We start from the raw sequence: 22424 nt of genomic DNA on the forward strand, positions 1-22424 counted from the left end.
TTTCACTTTTTCTGATTTGAGACAATAACGGCAATAAACGTCAACTTTAGCCATACTTCACCTAAAAAAGCTAAAAGCATATCACATCAACTAACTATTCAATACATGACCCGATAGACTGCTCTCTTAAAGAAGGTTGGTTACTTTGCAGGTATCAATAAGAGTTGCGCAACTAAGCAACTGAATTAAATCAGTCATGGACAACATCAGGGTGTTGTGAATCGCTATACCTTGTCTGTAAGGTACCGCATTATAAACCGTTCCGGTGCGTACCTGCTTGCGTACCACCATAAAGTAACAAAGTGGGTTATATTCAAATCCAGTAATGACACAGTGCTGAACCAGATTGAGGTAGTGAAACTGGTCAGATAGATGTCAGGTTTTGACAAGTTCTCATGTCAAATTTTGACAATATTCCGAAGTCCTCACTTTGGCCGGAAACCAGCCAAATCTGAGTCACCTATGGTAACTGTCATGATATCCACTATGGTTGATTAGGACATGCTGATTTTTCCAATTGACATCGGAGAAAACACTGCCACCTCAGAACAAATGATTCTGGGGTGGCTGAGTACGTTAGGGGGCAGCGTTGGTAAATCGATAAGTAGTTAGGGTTCAATTTTGGTATATTCAGCGGTTAAAAGTATTCATATCTATTGTGCCTAGAGGCGTAGGATGACTCACTATTATTGGCTCAAATTTTTTCACCCTACAAGCAAAAGAATATATATCGGTGTAAGGCAATTTAAGTTGCTGGATCGCTTCAAAAATATCGGATAAATGCGCTTTTCCACGAGTTATAGTAATAATATCAATCCTCAAATTGGGATTAGCGCTTAGTTTATCATTGGGTGTAAGTGAATAGTTGCGTACACTCTTTCCACCTCTAATTTTTTCATTGGCTTTATATTTAGAAATCAGAGGATCAGCAATTCCGTTGCTGTTTATTTCTTGAAGTAGCTTATTGGCAGTGGATAGACCAACAGAGGGAGTGTCGTGTTTGCTATTAAACCATAAAGTAATTCCATCAGGAACTTTCGTGTAACCAGTACCTCCAAAACAACTCCAGTCATTCATACGTGCAGCGGTATAACCTCCATGAGTAAAGATTAGCGCTTTCATTGCGCATGGACTAATCCTATTAATAGAAATATTCCTGTATTGTATGATGCTCATTATCTTCACCTAAAAATTTAATTTTCTATCCCATCTTTACCCAATAACAAGCGAATAATGCTTAACAATTAATTACCATCTGAAACTAAAGTGAATATTCCTGTAGCCACTCAGGGAATGGATACAGGAATACCCCATATTGGTAGTATTCTTAGAGACAAATCAGGCACGTTCTCAGCCTCAATAATGTTAACAAATATAAACGCTAAAACCGCTCTGTGGAGTATTACGAAGCCCGTGTTTTCACCTGTAATCTACTGCGCAAATGGAACTGCGCAGTAATAATCGATGGAAATCGTGGGTAGTTAGAGGAAATATCCTTATCAAAACTTATCATCTGGACGTTATCAATTGTTATCATCTACCTTAAGAAATCTCAGGATTCAGCCACCAGCAATATGTTAAGAAATGTTAAGATTTTGCTTTTTTATGGACTATAAAAATCATCATTCCCTAACATGTCCGTTAATCACCAAAGTTCACGTTGTAGCTTCTCTATAATCGCCTGTCTGGCGAACTCTGCACGGTTGCCGCGTGTTACTCTGCTACCTTTGATGTGGTTGTCCACGGCATCAATAACGGATTGCTCACAGGTCACAATAAGCCGTGTTGTCGGTGTGCCGTTAAAATAGCGGTTAGTCTGCTTTTTGGTACTCTGTTGCATATATTCTCCTCACCCGCTCGTACTGGTCACTAAATCATCATAGTTTACCAGCCGTTGACGATATGTGATTATTGCTGTTTCACTTCTTACCAACAGATTAACCTTAGCTCTGCCGCTATCGATATCTTTTATCAATATTGTCAGTACGCCAAAAGTTTCGAACAGGTGGAAAGGTAGAGGTGTATTGCGTCAGGATATATTGAAGTGATAGGAAAAATATTACTACTAGTGAGAAGATACCCCGTTACGGCTATCTTCCCGATGATTTGCAAGTCAGAACTGACTATTTTTATGATTTATCGCGACCCTTACGCTCAACTAATCGACCATAACTATCAAAGTAACGGCTAGGCCAGATCTCTGAGGGATGGATACCGAGATAGTTTGCAATAATCCATTCGCCTTTAGGCCAAGGCCTACTAAGAGTATTTGCCAGTGTCGATGAACTGAGTCCCGCCTCACGGGAGACTGCCGCTAATGTAGTACCACGTTTACGTAATGCTGCGATGATATCGGCCTGATGCCAGTCATTTTGAACATTGTTGTTATTCATTCCTGCTACCCCTTTCCATTAATTAATATTGATGGTGGCGATTCAAGCAGGGTTCGCAATACCGGAGATCAACCAATCCGGCGAGGCCGAAGCCTCCCCTGCCTGAACCGCCATAGAAAAGGCGAACGCAGGCGCACTGGCAGAAACATCCTACCAGTGGGTTGATCATTACAGGGTTGCGAATCCCCGACCACTAGATTTTGCTAATGGCGGGGACACTTTAACTGATTGTTTTAGCTTACTCAATAACTGAACGACTAAGTTTAACGGCTATAAACCCGTTCAACGTAACGCCCACGACCGTCACCATGCCCCAAATCCATTGAGACCAGTGCCCGTGCTTCCTGACGGCTAAAACCATTCTGTTGGTAAAAAGCCAATGCATCCTGTGCCCACGCATATCGCAAACTATGGGAAGAATGACAACCGGTTAAACCGATCTTTGTGGTCTGTGTCCGCCAGTAGTTCATAGCCTGCTTGAGATCCGGTTTATCAATCAACCTGCCAGCACGTTGTTCTGCAATAGCTATTGCTTGTTCGACAGCCACTTTCACCGCTGCAACATCCAGTACGCGGGTTTGCCTTGGCCGGCCGCCTTTTGTCCCGAAGACAACATGCAGTTTCGGTTCTGGTTGAGCTAACTGTTTTCGCCAGCTTTTCAACGAAGCATTACATTGCACCGCTTCTTGAGAGCGAAACCCCAGCAATCGGGCAAGTTTCAGTGTGACGGCAAATCCGGCATCACGCTCTAGCGCTTTCTGATAAACGACCTGAAACGTAGCATCATGGATCGCCTGTTTCGTTCCGGCGCGGCTGGTGCCGCTTAATCCCAATGCCTGATTACTCAAGCGCGGCGAAGTTTCCAGTTTTTCCCTACCTGCCATGCGGAAGATATTACGCAGCGCAGACATTTCATTTTGCACTGTTCGCTTGGCAATACCCTGAGATAAACGCGCATCGACGTACTGTTCCACATGCTTGTTTTTCAAATTCTTAACGCTTTTAACCTGAATATTCAGGCTTAATAACAACGCCCCCAAGCGCCCTGCGATCCGAATACGGTCATGGCAGGTCTTATGACTACCGCCTGCTTTCCGGGCAAAAAATTTTAATTCCTTAATCAATCGGCTCATTAGCGTCCCCTTGTTGATACCTGACAACCTACAATCTCTGGCGCGCGATCATTCCGGCAAAACAGAAAATGCCTGCTTTGCCCTTGATCGATATCTGTGCGCCAGAGTGAACGCAGGTTGAGGTATTGCGGGGTATCGGTTGAGTACGCGGTACTGCCGCCTGTATTGACAGGTCATCCCCACCGGCTAAATGCCAGCCTCGATATGCCCTATTCCTCCGACCACGATAATGCAATTCTATCCTGCTGAGGGTGAGCATCAGGGCACTGCCGATATGCCTGCGGGTACATCCGTTTCAGCTCACCACAACGGGCAGTTATTGACCTTTAAAACCCGTCGTCCGCTGCATATTGAACCGTTAATCGTGCAGGAACGCGCTGTAAAGAAAACCGGCACTCACAGTGAGATCATACTGACTCTGTGTCAGACTGGCCCCGCGTCTCCGGTCTGGCAAAGTGGCACATTAACGTTTTTCCTCGGCACTGATACGGAACGTGCCGCCCAGCTCAGTCTGTGGCTGGATCAACACCTTTGTGATGTCAGCCTGATAACACAGGGCGAGCGGCGAAAACTGAGCAGTTTACCTTATGGCTGGCACAATGTGTTTGATAGTCCAGTGCTGCCTGTACCAAAAAATACCTATTCCGGCCTGCAACCGTTAGTGGAATATTACGCGCTGTCATCGCTTTATAACTTTGTCACGCTGGATATCAGCAAAAGTTGCACAACAGTGCCACTGAATGAAGAGGGCACGTTTGAGCTGATTTTTCGTTTCGAGGGTGAATTGCCGCTGGATAATGTCGATGAGGCGTTTTTGTTGGGCTGTGTGCCGGCTATTCATCTGGAAAACCGGAATACCCTTCCCATTGTGCTGGAGGCCGGCAATCACCGCTATTCCCTGCCATTGGGAGAGTCGGTGAGGTTGTTCCGGCTGGGTGATATTGAGGTCGTGCAACAACCCGATGACAGTAAACAACGGGGGACACCTTATCACTGGCTGCCGATTGAACAGTTTACCCCCACCGGGCATTTTCTGGATGACGACCGTCAACCCGACACGTTTTATTACCAACTTCAGACCGAGTGTGATTTTCTGGGCAGAATACAGCACCGGCTGCACTTTTTCGATTTAACGGGCAAACCGGCAAACGACTTACCGGCCATTGAGGTATCGTGTCATTTCACCGGCTACCATGAGCAGGCGCTGGCATTGGCGCCAGAGACCATTACCGTGACGCAGGAAGGTTCACCGTCTCATCTCAGCGTACACAATATCACCCCGGTCACAGCCGATTACCCGCCCCTGTTGCAGGAAAATAGCGGCTGGCCGTTGTTGTCCTGCCTCGCCAGCCCGCCGATGATGCTGTTTGCCACCGACAGCCTGAAACAGTTTCTCCGGTTGTTTGACCCGTATACCGAGACGCATCGCCCACTGAGCCGTCAGTTCCGTCAACACATTGACGGCATTTTGCAGGTGGAAGAGCGTCTGACCGACCGGATGCGGTTAGGTCGCTCCATTCGCGGACATTTACTCTCGCTCACCCTGGATCCTGACTGCTACCACAATGCAGGTGAAATGTATCGCTTCTGCCGGTTAATCAATCAGGCGCTGGCGTGTTTTATCACCCGGTCTTCGTTTGTCATGCTGAAGATTTTCACCCCGGACAGTCACAAGGTGTTGTGGCAGTTCTGGCATGTCGACGGGTTACGCCCGGAAATGTAAGGCATTAAGGAACCGATAAAGTAAACCAAAAGGAAAAAATCAACATGAAAAGTGGATTACGCTTTGTCTGCCACATCACCGGTGTGCCGGAAGACACTTTTGCTGTGGGGGAATTTTCTCTACAGGAAGGGTTATCTGAACTGTTTACCCTGAACCTGACGTTAGTCAGAGCCGGTAATGCTAACCCATTCAGGCCACAGACTGAGATTGATTTGGCCTCGCTGCTGATGCAGGAAGCCGTGCTGCAAATCTTTTACGGTGCAACCGAGCAGCGCAAAATCACCGGCATCATTTCCCATGCAGATTGGGTAGGTACAGATGGTAACAAAACGCTCTATTCTATAACTGTGCGGCCTGCCTGCTGGCGGTTGACGCTCAATCAGGACAGCCGGATTTATCATCAGCAAAATGTGCCCGCCATCTTAAACAGTCTGCTGAAAAAACACCGGGTAAAAGCCGATTCGAAACTCTACGCCCCCCATCAGGACCGGGAATATGTGACCCAAAAACGCGAATCGGATTATGCGTTTTTCTGCCGGTTGGCGGCGGAAGAGGGATTCAGTTTCTGGTTTGAGGATGAAACGCTGTTTTTCAGCGACAGTCACCTCGGTATGACCGCCGGGCTACCACTGCAATACCAGCCACAGCCGGAAACCGCCTACGGAACCGATACCATTTATCAGGTGCGACTGGGGGTCGGTATGAGTCCGCAGCGCAGCCTGCATAAAGACTTTAACCCAGATAATCCGCGCTATCACCTCTCCCATATGCAGAGCAGTGAAGGTTTCCGCGATTTCGGCAGCCAGACCCCTTACACTGTGTTTGAAAGTTACGGGCGTTTTCAGAAAGATGCGGCTGCCATTCCATTTTTAAAATACCGGCAGGAAGCGCTGGATAATCAAAAGCAGACCGGCAGTGGCAGCAGTAACTGCATCAAACTGATGCCGGGCAAAATCTTCGAGATAAAAAATCACCCCCATAAACCGCTGAATGTGCGCTGGCAGGTGGTCGGTATCAGCCACCACGGACGTTGCCCACAGGCACTAGGCGAAAACGGCGGTGACGGCACCACACTTGCCAACCATTTCAGTTTTATTTCCGGTCTGGATGATTACCGTCCGCCTTTCCACTACAAACCGCTGGCCGATGGCGATGAAACTGCCATCGTGGTTGGTCCGGAAGGGGAGGAAATCTTCGTCAATAAAGACGGGGCGATTAAAGTGCATTTTCACTGGAACCGCTATGACCCGCCGGATGATGGTGCGTCATGCTGGGTACGTGTGGCTCAGGGCTGGAACGGTAACGGTTTCGGCTTTATGGCGATCCCGCGTATCGGGCAGGAAGTGATTATCTCCTATCTCAATGGTGATATTGACCGTCCGATAGTCACCGGCTGTGTTTACAACGGCCTGAACCGCCCGCCACTGGATTTACCGGCAGAAAAAACCCGCACCACGTTTAAAACCAAAACCCACAAAGGCAAAGGGTTTAACGAACTGCGTTTTGAAGATGCCAAAGGCAGTGAGGAAATTTATTTCCACGGCCAGAAAGACCTGACTGCGCATATCGAAAACGATGCCTACTGGCATATCAAGCATGACCAGAAGAACCGCATCGATAATAACCGTTATCACGAGATACTCGCCGATGACCATCATCAGGTCGCCGGTTCCCGCAAAATCACCACCGAAGGCGATGTATCGCACCGAATTGCCGGTAGCCAGCATACCCAGACCGGGGATGCCACCGTGATTGACAGCGGACAGGAGATTCACCTGAAAAGCGGCGGCAAAGTCGTGCTGGAAGCGGCGGCAGAAATCACGCTGAAAGTCGGCGGCAGTTTTCTCAAAGTCACGCCGGCTGGCATTTTGTCTTCAATGATTAATGTCGGGCAGGGTTCCGCAGGCAGTGGGCGCGGGTTAGCACTGCAATTACCGGAAGAGGTAGAACCGTTGCCGGAAGTCGAATACCCGGTCAAAAAATATTGTGCCTTGCAGGCACAGGAAAATGCTGCCTGGGTTATTAAAGCACCACAGAGAGATCCGTCATGAAAACAAGTTGGACAACCTGGATGGGTGGATCTGACAAACTGCCTGTTTATCTGATTATCAACCCGCTTGCGACGCCTAATCCTGTCAACATTTTCTATGTGAACGACTGGGTTGAACAGGCTTTTCCCCTCTATAGCGGCACACCGCTCGCTCACCTGATGGAACAGGGGCCGTGGCTTATTCAACCGAAAGTGAACTCTCTGCCTACCCTTGCTCGTCTGCTTGACTGCCGTGCGTTCAGTGACGGCAGTTGGGGCTGGGCATACCGGAGTGACATGGGCTGGCAGACACAATTGGAGCACTGGCAACGTCATCAGCTCGTGACCCTGCGAGATGAACAGGTCGTTTTCCGGCTTATGGATACGCGCATTCTACGGGTATTAATGCCCGCCATGCAGCCGACAGATTGGACATCCCTGTTTAACCCGGTCACTGAACTGATGGTGGATATGCCGGAGCCAATGGTTTTTCTTCGCCCGGCACAGTGTCCGTTCAGCCAGATTGAACGCCCCTTTGTGCTGGAGCCGCACCTGATCGCGGCGTGGGAACAATCAGATTTTGCACTGGAAGGCCTGGCCAAAACGCTGATGTATGAACTGTGGGAAGCAGAGGGAAAAGTCGCACTGAAACTGGATACCCCTGAAGGTACGTTGATCCGCAACCTTGAAAAATGGCTGCACCAGCACCGCCATCAGGGTTCACGTTTACAGGCGCTGACTATCCAGGACTTTCTGGCGGATAACCGATGGTTGGAAAATGATGGATAAGAAAGGTAAAAGAATGGGTACTTATGACAGCGAATTAAATAGGATTAAGGATTAATTTATGTTTAATATTACTACAACAGATTTATCTACAGATTTTTTCGGTGAGCCAGCGATACCATCATCAATAATTATTGATGATTTTAAAGAAGAATTCTTTTTACCAACAACATATTGGAATCTGAATGATTATAAAAGAAGTTGGGTTAAGTCTATTGAGGAAGGGTTACATAAAAAAAACCACTCTGCATTAGCTGTTTCTATGTATGATCCTAATAAAGCTAATTTTATTTTTGTATGGATAATTTATTTTAAAGGAAAAGATGTTTTTATACAAAACCAAACATTATTTATGGATGATTGCCCTGGATTTGAACCTAACAGAATCAATAGTTTCATTGAGCCACGCTATACAGAAACAGAAGATGGGAATAAAATTTCTGAGTGGCGTACAGATCTGAATAGTATATTCGCATTTCATCAAAAATTAAAAATGGAAATTTAACAAATAAATGGTGCCGCTTGCATTTTATGAAATATTATGCAAGTGGTACTCTTGGCGAATTCAACTCTGAAGTGCAACATTACCTACATTTTTTAACTCGTTGAAAAAAATGAGAAGTAGTACACTACATTGAGACTTTTTGAGGATTTTATGGGACTTGATATACATATTATGGCAATTAATGGTGAAGTTACTCATATAGTTATGAGTGAAATTTTACATTCAAATATTTTTTCTTCTTCAACGAGATGGAGTAGTTCAAAAAATCTCAGTAAGATTAAAGATTATTACAAAACAGACTGTTTATTAAAAAATAAGGATGCTGTTTCTTTTATTCATGAGCTCACCGAAATAGGAAATAGAATCACAGATGGAAAAGACGAATTGAATAAAATAATAGAAAAGTTAAAAAATATACAAGTCAGTTCTATTAGGGTTAGTGGTGACTGATTTATAAATCAAAAGCCGGAAAGATCCCATGATCTTCCGGCTTTTTTTAGAGCGGCTCAGCTCTTGCCCTTATGCAGGGCGGGATTCTACTTTGCATGAAAATCATCCAACATGTGGTTATTGATAATTTCTCACATTCCATACAATTTTATCGATAGGTTTTGATATCTGATTTGTGTATTTATTGAGCTTAAATAGGCTTCTTTTTAGTCATAATAACCATATAAAAAATATAAGATTTAGCCCTGTATCCTTATGCTCCCATTAGAGCAAATGAAATAAGGAATTAACATGACAAACAAAGCTGTTATTTTACTAAACGACACTACCGATCACGGTGGAAAAGTGATCACCGCTGTCGGTGGTTATACTTATAAAGGCATTCTAATTGTCGGGAAAACGGATTTAGTTGAATGCCCTAAATGTGAAGGTGTGTTTCCCATTATTGAAGGTAGTGAAAATTTAAAGAGTCATGGAAAAGCAATTGCTGTAGAAGGTATGCACACTGCGTGTGGTGTCAAGTTGATTGCCAGCCAGAAAGAGTTTCTCGCCTGACAAACCGCACTGACGCGCTGCGCTTGTCTTCTCCGATTAACCAGGCTAATAAATTAACCCGGTTAATCGGAGAGACGAAAACCATTTCTATTGATTATCTCTATATTACTTATCATTCATTTTCACGGGATAACGGGGTAAATGCCATATTATTCATAAATTTCATTACGTTAATCTATCCCACATTATCCCAGTTTATCCCGTGACATAATGTCATCATTTTAAATTTCTTTAAATTCAATATATTAATTCCTGCCAGAGAGAAATTTTTTTTGGGATAACCTCCACAGTCACCATATTGTTTTATTTATAATCACACTACATGACGGGATAGTGCGGGATAATACGGGATAAGTAAAATATCTATAACTAACTGATATATTTTAAAATAAATCTTTATTATCCCAATATCCCGTTATCCCAACGTTTTTTTACCTTACCGAGTGCTAATCTTCATCCTTGAAAACCAGTACGACAAAACGCCCCTGAGTGCCATTTACTGAAATGGTTTTACTGATAAAACGGTCTTTCTCTGCTTTAACCAACATTCCGGCTTCTTCTAAGGCTTCAAAGCCGGATTTCTTCTGCAATCCCTGCAATATCTCTGCTTCAAATACACTGGGGATAATATGGTATTCCGCCTGTCCATCATGACGGCGGTTATGCACCAGATATCCGGCAAGATCGCTAATTCTCATGGCGTGTGCCGTATCAATATCACCGTTTGGCCTGCCGTAGGTATAAGGCTGAAAGCGTGACAGCCCGTATTTCTGGATAAAGTCACGAGTTCGCGTGATAACCTGATACTTTTCCCGGTTTCCGATACCAAAATCGGCTAACCAGTCATCAAAACTTTGCTTTACCGCAGCATGACACACTTCTTTATCCCAGCCAGTGATATGGGTCGCCAGCTCACCAACGGCATCCAGTAATGCGAAACGAACGGCAACGCGCTTTACTTGCGCTGAGGCTTCTTCTGGCAGGCCATCAAGCCACTCTTTTTCTTTACGGGCGGTCATTTCGATTGCCTGCTCCTGATATTCAGACAACCACCGAATCCATTCACGCCCTGCTGCACCACAATAACGTTTGGATTCCCGTTTAATGGCTCTTGCATGAGAATCACCCTCTTCATGACCATTGAAACATTCCGTATCAATAAAGGGCACGCTGAGCAGCCTGACGAGTTGCCCGGCCTTGGGAGTGATCCCGCCTTTTATCAGAAACGTTTCTAAATCTTCCTCACCCGTCGAGAGGGCAGCAATTTTCCAGCGGATCACAGCACGGTTCCCCCCTTCCCGTTTTCCCTGAATTTTGCCGACACCGTTAAACAGGCTGTAAGCGCTGTTAGCAACCTCTTTTGGGTTCGAACTTTGGCCGATTTCGTCAATGGGCATGAAACCATCATTACGGGCGGCGGCTTCGTTGTTTAAACCGTGATTAGTGCCGTGCCACGATAATTTCAGTTCTTCGGGATCGCCGTATAAGCTGCTGGCAGCCTCAACAGTAGTGGTTTTGCCTGCTGAGGATTGAGCGAATAAATGCACACCAAAGCAACTACCGCCTGTCAGTGAGTTAAGCGGTGCAGCTAGTCCTACCAGTACGCCCAGCATCATTGAGCGGTTGCCTTGCAGCAATGATGCAACGTGCGTTTTCCACTGTTCGGCGCTTCCCCTGACCACATAACCAGCAATGGCGGATGTGCCACCACTGAACGCGACAGGCATATAAGGCTGACCGATGATTTCACCGTCCGGCATCACATAAGCCCCGCAGTGCCAGCCTGCCTTCTGTGTCACCACCCATTCACAGCGATCACCACTGCGTTGCAGATGTTCAGCCAAAAAGCGCAATCTTGCCCAGCCAACCGGCATCCCGATTTCACGGCGGGGAAACGCCTCAACGATACATTTCCCTGAACCTTCCTGAAGCAACTTAATAATGAGATAGCCTTCGCTGCCATCATTGCCAATGCCAACGATTTCCATGTAATCACTCAGCCATTTTTCGACTTCGACGATTTCGCCACCTTGTTCTTTAGGTTCAACCCAGTAAATTCCGTTCTTGCGGATATCGATATGAGGTTTTAGCGGATCGTATTCTTTCTCCCGGTATTCATCTGAATGAATGGTCGCAGATCTTGCTACTGGCGCTTTCTTTTCCACCTGATACAACCCGTGACTGAATGCCTGCTTTGCTGCCTCGACACCGTGACTCTGGCGATAATCATCCCAATCGGCTTTCAATTCCGTAGGCGGTAACGTTACCCAGCCGTTAATCGCTATAGTGGCCTTCTCTGCCGCTAACTTGCCGACATTCTTTTTCAGCCTGCCGTTTTTGTCCCGTTCGCCTTGTTCGTGCCAGTCATTATCGGCAGCAATGATGATTTTCGCGTCTGACCACTGCTTTCTGACCTGCTCGGCAACCGTGATTAAATTGCTTTCATCAATGGCTGCCAGTACCACGCCCTTATGTAATTGGCGAACAGTTAAGGCTGTAGCGTACCCCTCGGTAATGATGATTATGTCCGGCGTTCCGGTTATCTCAGATACAGGGATAAAACTGCCTTTTTTCTGTGTACCTGCAACAAGGCGTTTATTACCATCTGGCTTGATGGTCTGTGCGCCTGTGATTGTGCCACCCAGCGTTTGAGTAACCAGTAGTAACGAGCCATCTTTAAGCAGGTGCTGTTCAGGGTATTGCAGCCCCTTTTTCATTAGATATTGAGATTCGCCCCTAACAGCAGTGGCAGCTAGTGCCGCGATGCGTTCGGCAATCGGCTTGGCTGTTCGCGGTTGTTCTTTGACGGTTTTGGGTTCAGACAAAGGCATTGCTAAGGTATCAGCCACCAACTTAGCCGCTGCATAAACCGTGATCCCTTTGGTTCTTGCAACTAAATCCAGCCCATCACCGTGATTTGGCTCATCACATTGGCGACAATGCCAATCGCCGTTATGGTTATCATCGATAAAATGAAAGCGATCAGTGCCGCCGCATATCGGGCAAGCACCATGTTTACCTCTTGACGGAACGTCAACGCCACAAGCGGACAACAGATTTTGCCAATAATTGGCGGCGGATTGCTTCACCGCTAGGATTATATCTAACGGGCAGCGTTTCTGGTTATGATTTCCCTTATTCATGATCACTCGTCCTCACCATTAACCACTGCATAAAGCGCGTGGTAAACTTCATGGTTGATATCACAGGCCAGTGACAGCAAATCATGCAATTCTTCCGAACAGTGTTGGCTGGCCTGCTCAAGAATGATTTCATATAGAGAAGTGCATAGTCCTGCACGAAACGAGGCCTGCCCTAATGAATCCGATGACCTGAATACAAGGCAATTTAATAATTTATTCATCGGTGGCTGTGGCGCATATTTCAACAAGGATCGGTGAACTTCCTGATGAATGCCTTGTGCCAATGCAATCAGGTTATTTAAGTTGGTTTCGCAGCGTTCATCCTTGGCTTTTTTGGTAATGTACGTGAACAGTGAAATCCCCAGACCAGCACGATATAGAGCCTGTTTTAATGAGATAGGTTTATTACTCATGGTGTGCCCCTTGAACAGGCAGACGACCAGCAAATAACAAAATATAGTCGCGAACAAGCATCATTCTTGCATTGTATTCATTGGGGGCGGTTGTTTCGATATGGCAAGGTATTGCGGCTAAATCTGAACGTTTGATGCTCAAAAATAGAAACTTAAAGTGAGTTTGGGTAGGGATAGTCATCATAACGACGATCTCCTTTTCTTTTTCTAAGGAGTCACCGCGAGAGGTCTCAATCTCTATGGGGGCGGTGACGCTGACAGGGTTGAGACTACTGGCAGAAAAGGAAACCAGCCAGCCCGAAGGCTGCCCCATCAGCATCACCATTGAATTTGTATAGGCAAATAACGCCTTACTAAATGAAAGGTGCTGTAATGCTGCGACATAAAAAAGACGCTTGGCGCGTCATGTGTCGCCTTTTCTATTATCAGGGTCTCAATCCTGACACCAGATTTTGCTGGTGCAAGCGCAATATAGCCAATGCTTGATGACAAAGTAAAGAAATAATGATTACTATTTTTGTAACGGCTATTTTCTTGGGTAGTGAAATCGCCTGTTACAGCTGCGTGCTCTGCTCAGCACATATACACCTTTTACTGGCTGGCTCTGTCTGTTGTTGGCGGTCTATGCTCGCTTAAATTTTCCGTGTACGACATTATTACCGTTCTCTAATGCTTCCATATAGTCAGCATACCATTGAAGCATTTCCCTGCGGCCATCAATATACTGAGCGTGGTTATATGTGCCACGAATAGAATTCTTATCAACATGAGCAAGCTGTGTTTCAATCCAAGCAGAATTATAGTTTTGTTCGTGCAAGATAGTGCTCATGGTGTGACGGAAGCCATGTCCTGTAGCTCTTCCTGCATATCCAATGCGCTTAATTAATACGTTTACTGTCATTGCACTCATTGGTTGAGTTTGATTAATCCTGCCCTGAAAAACATATTTCCCTTGTCCTGTAATGGGTTTTATCTGTTCCAAAATATCAATAGCCTGTCTCGATAATGGGATAATATGAGGGCGGCGCATTTTCATTTTTTCGGCTGGTATCTCCCATTGAGCTTTATCAAAATCAATTTCTAACCATTCAGCTTTACGCAATTCACCAGGGCGAACACCAATAATCATTTGTAAACGCATTCCCATCTTTACGATAAAACTCCCTGTATACGCATTTAAAGCCTTATAGAATTCATGTATCTCATCAGCATTTAAAATGGGTAATGTTCCTTTTTATGTGCAACAAAAGCAGACACTAAATCAGGTGCGGGATTATATTCAGCTCTTCCTATAGCTACTGCATATCGCCATACTTCCCCACAGCGTTGGCGAACCTTTTGAAGTTTTTCTGTCGCTCCCCGATCATTCAACCTCGATAAAACAGCCATAAGTTCCATTGGCTTAATCTCAGTAATCGGTCTATTGCCTATATAGGAAAAAACATCTTTTTCAAATGTTTCCATCATTTCTATTGCATAAGAAGCTGACCATCTGTCTTTACGCTTTTCGTACCATTCAAGAGTTATATTTTCAAAGGTGTTTGCTATCTGGTTTGCTGCGGATATCTTTTCGGTTTTTCTTACTTCACTGGGATTAAGTCCATTAGCAACTAGCTTTCTTGCTTCATCGCGTTTGGTTCTGGCTTCGGTGAGTGTTACTACTGGATAAACGCCTAATGAAATCATTTTAGTTTTACCCGCAAATTGATAACGATAACGCCAGCCTTTGGAACCATTGGTATCAACCAATAAAGATAGTCCATTGCCATCCGCCAATGTATAGGGTTTTTCCTTTGGTTTGGCTCGCTTGATTGCCAAATCTGTCAGCTTCATAAATCACCGATATTGTATAGGAAAGTTGTGTAGGGAAATTCTATACAAAATACTATACAATAAATTGCAGATATTTAGAAAGATAGCAGTAGACCACAATAGAATAAAAACAACGTAACAAACTGATTTTAATTTAATTAATTTACTTTGGTAGACTATATTAGATATCAGTTTGATGTTTCCCACTTGCACAAAACCAGCGTTCTAATTTACTTGATTTATTGTAATATACTGTCAATTTAACCGTTACCTGAAAGCATTCCAAAGAGTGAAACTCGCGTTGAAACTCCATTTTCCATTTCAGCCCTGACGCCGTTTCTCCCTCTGTTTTATCTGGACTTATTTGCCCTTCCAAACGTTCATACTGTTCCAACTGTTCATGAGCATAACGGATTGCCTTAAGTTGCCCCCAATATTGCTGAAAATTTGCTGACAATGCCTGATGGTAGCGCATTAATCCCAATAACGAGATCGCAAATACAACAGATGCCACCAGAACTTCTGGCAGGCTCATGCCTTCTTGTCGCCCGAGGTGAAGGTTTCTTTTCATAAGCAAAATTCAACCTGAGGAACAGGGCAAAAATCCAACCAACCACTTTCAACAGGAATCAGTCCAACAGAAATAAGTGTATCCTGATTTAATTGTTTCATCTGTTTCATCCATTGATAAAGTTCAATATTTTCCCCTGAGGTGAATGGAGCTATTCCTTTTAATAAAAAAAGCTCATCTGAATAACGTCTTAAACAGCTTTTCAAATTAAACTCTGTCTGTTGCAAACAAAACCAATCGTCTATTTCTTGCTGATTGATTTGCCATGGCTGTACCTTTCCCCATGCCAATGAGGATTCCGCCCGCAGAAAAGCATTCAGATAATGTTGTTCATCCATCATCATAAGCATCGCATTCTCCTGTTGATAATGGAGCGCTTTCAACATCATTAAGCTCAATGCCAATAACATTATTATCGATACCAGCAAAATATTTCCCTGCTGCTTGTTTGCCATATCTTTTTTATTCCCTGACATTACGTAGCCGGATTGTCGTTTGGTGATGATAGGCAATAGATGAAGATTTCAGCCAATGAGCTTGAATGGATAGAGTGACAAAAATCAGCCCTTTTTTTGCCTGTGATTTTTCAAGGTGAAAGGCATCAATCACAATCTCTTTAGGATCAAATAACCTTTCCCAACCATTTTCCTGACAATTATCCACCCCTCTTTTCCATTCAAGCGCCCGGTTATTCAGGCGATAGCCAAAAAACTCGGACTCAATATGATCAGGTTTTTCCCATCGATTATTTAAATTGAGATCAAAAGCGACAATAAAACAGGAGCTGGCAGGTTCTGTATTCTTATTTTTAATCACCAATGGCTCACCTTCACACTGTTTTTTATCCTGACAATAACCTGCCCGCCGAATATCTTTTTCCATCAAATAAACGGTTCTATTCACCAAATAATGCAGCCGATATTTACGATAGAGATCGAAAACCTGACCAGACAAAACCGGATAAGTTTTGGTCATGGCAATAAAAATAACACTACTAATCAACATGGCTACCATTATTTCTAACAAAGAAAACCCTGCCTGTTTTTGTTTAAAACAGAACGCAGTTTTAAAGCGAAAAGTAGCCAGCATCATGGATTTTTTATTCCCTCACAATCAGGAAGTTGGCTAATTGTATTACTGCACGTTCTAATCCGACCGCGTCCCGAAATTACAATACTAATTTCATCAGCAGAATTTGCCAGTATGAAACTGGCCGGCATTGCCGTGTTCCTAATGCCATAAAAATCAATGCGCTCAGTCGTAGATGATGCCAAAAATACATCACCATGAGGAGAATTGACCCGTTCTCCATGTTCTGCACTACAATCAGATAACTTGGTTACAGAAGATACCAGACACCAAGAACTCCCCATGATTAACCATAACGTACGATCCTGATTCAGATAATTTGCCAAAGCCTGTTGCCTTTCCATAAAGGACAAAACATTATGCACCGCTGATTGCAAGCGTAGGCGGTTTTGATATTGCCCCCAATAATACAGCCCATAAGATAAACTAATGGAAATAATGAGCATCGCTATCAATAACTCTAATAATGTGAATCCTGATTGCTCAGGACTGTTTACTCGCCTCTTTTCTTTACAATTTAATAAGCTACTTTCGGGATAATTTTCTACCTTAGTATTTGTCGTCTTAATAATTTTCCCCATATTAATCTCTTATACGCCGATTCATTTTATAATTAAGGAATGCTTCTTTCGGCGAAAATATCTTTGATCCATAGAAAAATAGAAAGGCGATTTATTGCATTATGCGAAGAGCTTTCAGGGAAAAATAACGACAAAATAATTTCTTTCATTTTATTTGAGAGACAACACGCAAAAATGACAGGCAGCTAATTTTTAATATTGAGAACCTCTGACGATAAATGTAAAAAGAGCAGGCAAAACCCGCTCTTTAATAATTTGGTATTACGTTAAGAAACTATTGGTATCGTTTCTTAAATCGCGACTGGGGCTTTGATGCCCGGATGTGGATCATAACCCACAATTTCAAAGTCTTCGAATCGATAATCAAACAATGAATCAGGCTTGCGCTTAATAACCAATTTAGGTAATGCGCGTGGCTCACGGCTTAACTGAAGGTTAGTTTGTTCCATATGATTGCTGTAAAGATGGGTATCTCCACCTGTCCAAACAAAATCACCCACTTCAAGATCACACTGTTGAGCCATCATATGTACTAACAAAGCATAGCTGGCAATGTTGAATGGCAATCCTAAAAACACATCACAGGAACGCTGGTAAAGCTGGCAGGACAGTTTGCCATCGGCCACATAGAATTGGAAAAAAGCATGGCATGGCGCCAATGCCATTTTATCCAACTCACCAACATTCCATGCGGAAACAATAATCCGGCGTGAATCAGGATCATTTTTCAATTGTTCAAGAACTTGGGTTAATTGATCGATCTGGCGACCATCCGCCGAGCCCCAGGCGCGCCATTGTTTACCGTAAACAGGCCCCAAATCGCCATTTTCGTCAGCCCATTCATCCCAGATGGTCACGCCATTATCATGCAGATATTGGGTATTGGTATCACCATTTAAGAACCAAAGCAGTTCATGGATGATGGAGCGAAGATGACAACGCTTGGTTGTTACCAGCGGGAAACCTTCTTGCAAATTGAAACGCATCTGATGACCAAAGATAGAGAGAGTTCCCGTACCGGTACGATCATCTTTTGCCGTGCCTTCTTCCAGCACTTTTTTCATTAAATCCAGATACTGTTTCATTTTGCCTCTTGTATCTTGTTGTTTCGAGCTTTGTCGTTTCGGGAATTGTCGTTTCGGGAATTGTTGCCAGGGCTTTTATACGCCCATACCATCATTAAAATTCCGACCAGAATCATTGGAACAGAAAGGATTTGCCCCATACTAATTCCTTCAAACAACCCGAGCTGCGCATCAGGCTGGCGGAAAAATTCAACTATTATACGGAATGCGCCGTAACCAATCAGGAACAGGCCTGAAACGCTTCCCATCGGACGTGATTTACGGATAAATAAATTGAGGATGATAAACAGCACAATGCCTTCAAGCACCATCTCGTATAACTGTGACGGATGGCGAGGCAGGACACCATATTTTTCCAAAATCGGCCATAAAGAAGGATCAGTTGTCGCCAATGCGATATCTTCGCTGCGGGAACTCGGGAACAACATCGCCCATGGCGTATCAAGCGTGACACGTCCCCACAGTTCGCCATTGATAAAGTTACCGATACGCCCCATGCCCAAACCAAAAGGAACCAATGGAGCAATGAAATCAGAGACCTGTAAGAAATGACGTTTAGTCCGGCGGGAAAACCACCACATGGCGCAGATAACCCCTACCAGCCCACCGTGGAAGGACATGCCGCCATCCCAAACCTTAAACAGATAAAGAGGGTTATCAAGGAACATTGGCAGGTTATAAAACAGAACGTAACCGAGGCGTCCACCGACGAAAACCCCGACAAACCCTGCATACAGCAAATTTTCAACTTCAGTTTTGTTCCAGCCACTGTTTGGTTTTGCTGCACGGCGATTTGCCAACCACATAGCAAAAACAAAGCCAACCAGATACATAAAACCGTACCAGTGGAGGGATACGGGCCCGATTGAAAATATGACAGGGTCAATTTTAGGAAATTCCAGATAGCTAGTGCTCATCGTTCCCCGCTAAAAGTAATGTTGTGTGAATGAATGATGTGGCAGATAAATTATCTTATGCGAATAAATTATTTTGCTTGAATAACTCGAGACAAATAATAGCATAGCCAAGTGACTGTTCTCCGCCCTTATCGTCAGACATAGAATTTCAGACATAAAATTTACGGTGTTTTTGAATTAACTCCAGTGCCTATTCCAAGAGGTTTTGAGCTGGTTTAAGGCTAAATACCGCCTCGGATTAATCCTCCCAGCCCATGCGATTCCATAAACTCGGCTGACAAAGTTTTTACCTGCTGGCTGGTTTCGGCTTTCAGTACCACATCTATAAGACTTTCGAGTTTGTTAACATCCAATTGGCGCAACAAATATTTGGTGCGTGGAACACTTCGGCCACTCATGCTCAGGCTACGATAACCTAAACCAAGCAATATTAATGCCCCCATCGGTAAACCCGCCATTTCACCACATATGCTGATAGGAAGATCAAGGCGTTGGCATTCATCAAAGGCCAGTTTTAGCGCCCTAATCACCGCAGGGTGTAAATTATCATATAGTGAGGCGACATGGGTATTGTTGCGATCCACTGCGAGTAAATACTGGGTTAAGTCATTCGTGCCAATAGAGACAAAATCAACCCGCTTCTTTAACTGCGGCAACAGAAAAATCGTAGATGGCACTTCAATCATGATACCAATCTGAGGCATAGGGATTATGTCAGAGATGGTTTGCTCAACCTCAACTTTCGCTCTTTCAATCAGTTTTCGGGCTTCATCAATTTCCTCAATACTTGTCACCATTGGCAAAAGTATTTTTAGATTGCCGGTGTGTATATTGGCTTTCAGCATCGCCCTAAGCTGAATGAGAAAAATCTCAGGCTGATCCAGAGTGATACGAATTCCTCTCCAGCCGAGACAGGGATTATCTTCACTAATGGGCATATAAGGAAGTTGTTTGTCTGCACCAATATCCAGTGTTCTCAACACAACAGGCTTATCAGGAAAAAGCGCCAGCATCTCCTGATAACGATTTTTTTGCTCATCTTCTGATGGAAAACCGCTATGCAGCATAAAGGGGATTTCTGTGCGGTATAGCCCGACGCCATCAATACTATCCGCTATTTGCTGCTCATGTTTTAAACTCAGGCCGGCATTAAGTTGTACTAAAACGCGTTCACCACTCTTGAGCTGTGCTTGCTGCTGCTGTTCACCTTCGGCCAGCTTGCTGAGGACGTGTTCTTCTTCAATGATCTGCCGGTATTCCTGAGCGATAAGCGGCTCTGGCTCAACGAAAATCTCTCCGCGATAGCCATCAAGGATAAGCGTCCGGTTATGCAGTAGTTCAGGCTGGATATCCGCTCCCATAATAGCTGGGATCCCCATCGCCCGAACCAGTATCGCAGAGTGGGAATGCGTCGCGCCGTCACGCACAATCACGCCAACTAACTGTTCTTGCGGCATTTCAGCCAACAAATTGGCACTAAGCTCATCAGCAACCAGAATAAAGCGTTCCGGCCATTGACCAGCGCCAGCGAAAGAATCATCCAGATGAAATAATACCCGCTGCCCGAGTGCCCGCAGATCAGATGCTCTTTCTCGCATATAGGGATCTTGCAAGCTGGCAAACTGTTCGGCGTATTTTTCAATCACGGCTTTGATCGCCCATTCCGCCATGAAACCATTATCGACGGAATAAAACAGATCTTGCTTGAGTTGGGGATCATTTAATAAATGAGCATAGAGATCAAAAATGGCAGCACTTTCTTTCTGTGAACTCACAGTGAAACGCTTGCTAATCCGGCGACATTCCGCTGTAGTTTGTTCCAGGGCCCGAGTCAGTCTTGACCGTTCAGCCTGATAATCCAGCGTTAATGCCTCAGAGACCTGATCCAGCAAAGGTTGTGAGCGATCTTGCCATCCCTGAGCCATAACTATGCCATTAGAAATAGCGAGAGCCTTAATACGGGTCTGACGGTACTGACCAAATAGCCCTTTTATCTGCGCCTGAGCAAGAATAACACCAAGCTGTGTCGCCAGTGTTACCATGAAAGATTCTTCACTTTCATCAAACAGCCGCCGTTCAAGTTGCTGAACAACTAATATTCCCTGTAACTGACGGCGATAAATAATAGGCACACCTAAAAAAGCCCGCAGGCTTTCTTCCTTGACTTGGGGGATATATTTGAAACTAGGATGTTCTCTAACATCTGCGAGGTTGATTAATTCAGACAAACGTCCGACTTCACCCACGACGCCTTCATCAAAGGCCAGACTGATCGCTTGACCCCTGGGTTTTTTCAACCCTTTGGTTGCCATTAGGTAATAACAATGCCGCTGATGATCTGCCAGATAAATAGAACAGACATCCGTGTTCATTGCCTGACAAGTTTCATTGACCAACAGCTCAAGCGCTTCAGATAAATTAGCTGTCATAGCCACTTTTTCGACAATTTCCCGTAAGCGCGTGAGCATAACAATTACCTAACTTCTTCTACGACGATGTAAATAAGGTGAATGTATCTGTGAAGCAGATTCCTGTATTGGCATCACAATGGAAGAAAATTCTTTCATCACGCGGCGGTATACATCCCGTTTAAAAGAAACCACTTGCCGGACAGGATACCAATAACTAACCCAACGCCAGCCATCAAATTCCGGCGTTTTACTGCGCTGCACATTAATATCTGCTTCATTACACAGCAACTGCAATAAAAACCAGCGTTGCTTTTGCCCAATACAAACAGGCTTTGTATCCCAACGCACCAAACGCTTGGGTAATTTGTAACGCAACCAACTACGGGTCGAGGCGAGAACCCGTACATCTTTGCGACTTAAACCAACTTCTTCGAACAACTCGCGATACATCGCTTGTTCTGGTGATTCCCCCGGATTGATACCCCCCTGAGGAAACTGCCAGGAATGCTGCCCATAACGGCGGGCCCACAGAACTTGCCCTTGGCGATTACAAATTACAATTCCTACATTCGGGCGGTAGCCATCATCATCGATCACCAGACTACCTCTTGATAAAATACATTTGAAAAGATGGCTAATTGTTTCACACTCATCTCAAGCGGTAAACCTCTATGATTGGACTTTGCAGACGTAGCCTAAGTCTCTACAATACCGCCATCTCAACGGGGTGCGGCTGTAATGAAACAGTTTTGCTGAGAACAAACCCGTCGAACCTGAACCGGTTAGTACCGGCGTAGGGATTTGAGACGCTAATCATTGATATAAAAT

21 protein-coding genes, 2 pseudogenes and 1 riboswitch are annotated in these 22424 nt (G+C 44.6%); of the genes and pseudogenes, 6 read left to right on the top strand and 17 right to left on the bottom strand.

The features are described from left to right. Nucleotides 1–630: 630 nt before the first annotated feature. From AAC854_RS12370 to AAC854_RS12385, 4 genes are all read right to left on the bottom strand, one after another. The gene (locus tag AAC854_RS12370; RefSeq protein WP_340617357.1) at nucleotides 631–1176 is read right to left on the bottom strand and encodes a putative adhesin; all 546 of its coding nucleotides are present in this window, start codon (nucleotides 1174–1176) and stop codon (nucleotides 631–633) included. Nucleotides 1177–1645: 469 nt separating this feature from the next. Beyond that, the gene (locus AAC854_RS12375) at nucleotides 1646–1840 is read right to left on the bottom strand and encodes a toxin-antitoxin system protein (RefSeq protein WP_340617358.1); all 195 of its coding nucleotides are present in this window, start codon (nucleotides 1838–1840) and stop codon (nucleotides 1646–1648) included. A 289-nt stretch (nucleotides 1841–2129) separates the two neighbouring features. Further along, nucleotides 2130–2393 (bottom strand): helix-turn-helix domain-containing protein, encoded by a 264-nt coding sequence (locus AAC854_RS12380; protein ID WP_340617359.1) that lies wholly within the window; start codon nucleotides 2391–2393, stop codon nucleotides 2130–2132. 263 nt (nucleotides 2394–2656) lie between these two features. Further along, entirely contained in the window at nucleotides 2657–3526 is an 870-nt protein-coding gene (locus tag AAC854_RS12385; protein ID WP_340617360.1) for an integrase domain-containing protein, read from the bottom strand. Nucleotides 3527–3716: 190 nt separating this feature from the next. Here AAC854_RS12385 and AAC854_RS12390 point away from each other — a divergent pair, with 190 nt between their 5' ends. The 6 genes from AAC854_RS12390 (at nucleotide 3717) to AAC854_RS12415 (ending at nucleotide 9574) form a co-directional block, all read left to right on the top strand. Further along, the gene (locus AAC854_RS12390; protein WP_340617361.1) at nucleotides 3717–5249 is read left to right on the top strand and encodes a type VI secretion system baseplate subunit TssF; all 1533 of its coding nucleotides are present in this window, start codon (nucleotides 3717–3719) and stop codon (nucleotides 5247–5249) included. A 44-nt stretch (nucleotides 5250–5293) separates the two neighbouring features. Continuing rightward, nucleotides 5294–7300, top strand: a complete 2007-nt coding sequence (locus tag AAC854_RS12395) for a type VI secretion system Vgr family protein (RefSeq protein WP_340617362.1) — start codon at nucleotides 5294–5296, stop codon at nucleotides 7298–7300. Then, entirely contained in the window at nucleotides 7297–8067 is a 771-nt protein-coding gene (locus AAC854_RS12400) for a DUF4123 domain-containing protein (protein ID WP_340617363.1), read from the top strand. Before AAC854_RS12395 ends, AAC854_RS12400 begins: the two co-directional genes overlap by 4 nt. A gap of 58 nt (nucleotides 8068–8125) precedes the next feature. Continuing rightward, entirely contained in the window at nucleotides 8126–8569 is a 444-nt protein-coding gene (locus AAC854_RS12405) for a hypothetical protein (protein ID WP_340617364.1), read from the top strand. Nucleotides 8570–8719: 150 nt separating this feature from the next. Then, nucleotides 8720–9019: a hypothetical protein gene (locus AAC854_RS12410; protein ID WP_340617365.1), complete on the top strand. Its 300-nt coding sequence runs from the start codon at nucleotides 8720–8722 to the stop codon at nucleotides 9017–9019. Nucleotides 9020–9310: 291 nt separating this feature from the next. Further along, entirely contained in the window at nucleotides 9311–9574 is a 264-nt protein-coding gene (locus AAC854_RS12415; RefSeq protein ID WP_340617366.1) for a PAAR domain-containing protein, read from the top strand. Nucleotides 9575–10020: 446 nt separating this feature from the next. Here the strand turns inward: AAC854_RS12415 and AAC854_RS12420 are convergent, their stop codons facing one another. The 13 genes and pseudogenes from AAC854_RS12420 to rppH form a co-directional block, all read right to left on the bottom strand. Next, nucleotides 10021–12717: a DUF927 domain-containing protein gene (locus tag AAC854_RS12420; RefSeq protein WP_340617367.1), complete on the bottom strand. Its 2697-nt coding sequence runs from the start codon at nucleotides 12715–12717 to the stop codon at nucleotides 10021–10023. 2 nt (nucleotides 12718–12719) lie between these two features. Continuing rightward, nucleotides 12720–13130, bottom strand: coding sequence for a hypothetical protein (locus AAC854_RS12425; protein ID WP_340617368.1), 411 nt, complete (start codon nucleotides 13128–13130; stop codon nucleotides 12720–12722). Further along, nucleotides 13123–13314 (bottom strand): host cell division inhibitor Icd-like protein, encoded by a 192-nt coding sequence (locus AAC854_RS12430; RefSeq protein ID WP_340617383.1) that lies wholly within the window; start codon nucleotides 13312–13314, stop codon nucleotides 13123–13125. Before AAC854_RS12430 ends, AAC854_RS12425 begins: the two co-directional genes overlap by 8 nt. A gap of 24 nt (nucleotides 13315–13338) precedes the next feature. Further along, a pseudogene (locus AAC854_RS24305) lies at nucleotides 13339–13458 on the bottom strand (ash family protein); the annotation flags it as partial. A gap of 294 nt (nucleotides 13459–13752) precedes the next feature. After that, nucleotides 13753–14963: pseudogene (locus AAC854_RS12440) on the bottom strand (tyrosine-type recombinase/integrase). Nucleotides 14964–15123: 160 nt separating this feature from the next. Beyond that, nucleotides 15124–15513 carry a prepilin-type N-terminal cleavage/methylation domain-containing protein gene (locus tag AAC854_RS12445; RefSeq protein ID WP_340617369.1) on the bottom strand — a complete coding sequence of 130 codons (390 nt, stop codon included), beginning with the start codon at nucleotides 15511–15513 and terminating at the stop codon, nucleotides 15124–15126. Next, nucleotides 15510–15968, bottom strand: coding sequence for a YgdB family protein (locus AAC854_RS12450; RefSeq protein ID WP_340617370.1), 459 nt, complete (start codon nucleotides 15966–15968; stop codon nucleotides 15510–15512). The genes AAC854_RS12445 and AAC854_RS12450 overlap by 4 nt, the downstream gene beginning before the upstream one ends. Before the next feature lie 7 nt (nucleotides 15969–15975). Continuing rightward, nucleotides 15976–16605: a prepilin peptidase-dependent protein gene (locus tag AAC854_RS12455; RefSeq protein WP_340617371.1), complete on the bottom strand. Its 630-nt coding sequence runs from the start codon at nucleotides 16603–16605 to the stop codon at nucleotides 15976–15978. After that, the gene (locus tag AAC854_RS12460; RefSeq protein ID WP_340617372.1) at nucleotides 16602–17183 is read right to left on the bottom strand and encodes a prepilin peptidase-dependent protein; all 582 of its coding nucleotides are present in this window, start codon (nucleotides 17181–17183) and stop codon (nucleotides 16602–16604) included. The genes AAC854_RS12455 and AAC854_RS12460 overlap by 4 nt, the downstream gene beginning before the upstream one ends. Before the next feature lie 290 nt (nucleotides 17184–17473). Continuing rightward, nucleotides 17474–18268, bottom strand: coding sequence for a thymidylate synthase (gene thyA, locus AAC854_RS12465; protein WP_340617373.1), 795 nt, complete (start codon nucleotides 18266–18268; stop codon nucleotides 17474–17476). Beyond that, the gene (gene lgt / locus AAC854_RS12470) at nucleotides 18265–19185 is read right to left on the bottom strand and encodes a prolipoprotein diacylglyceryl transferase (RefSeq protein ID WP_340617374.1); all 921 of its coding nucleotides are present in this window, start codon (nucleotides 19183–19185) and stop codon (nucleotides 18265–18267) included. The genes thyA and lgt overlap by 4 nt, the downstream gene beginning before the upstream one ends. Before the next feature lie 221 nt (nucleotides 19186–19406). Next, nucleotides 19407–21653, bottom strand: coding sequence for a phosphoenolpyruvate--protein phosphotransferase (gene ptsP / locus AAC854_RS12475; protein ID WP_340617375.1), 2247 nt, complete (start codon nucleotides 21651–21653; stop codon nucleotides 19407–19409). 9 nt (nucleotides 21654–21662) lie between these two features. Next, the gene (gene rppH / locus AAC854_RS12480) at nucleotides 21663–22193 is read right to left on the bottom strand and encodes an RNA pyrophosphohydrolase (protein ID WP_340617376.1); all 531 of its coding nucleotides are present in this window, start codon (nucleotides 22191–22193) and stop codon (nucleotides 21663–21665) included. 116 nt (nucleotides 22194–22309) lie between these two features. Then, a riboswitch (TPP riboswitch) is annotated at nucleotides 22310–22414 on the top strand. The last annotated feature ends 10 nt before the right edge of the window (nucleotides 22415–22424 follow it).

Origin of the sequence: Xenorhabdus entomophaga (genome assembly GCF_037996725.1) — a bacterium.
Classification (GTDB): Bacteria; Pseudomonadota; Gammaproteobacteria; order Enterobacterales; family Enterobacteriaceae; genus Xenorhabdus; species Xenorhabdus khoisanae.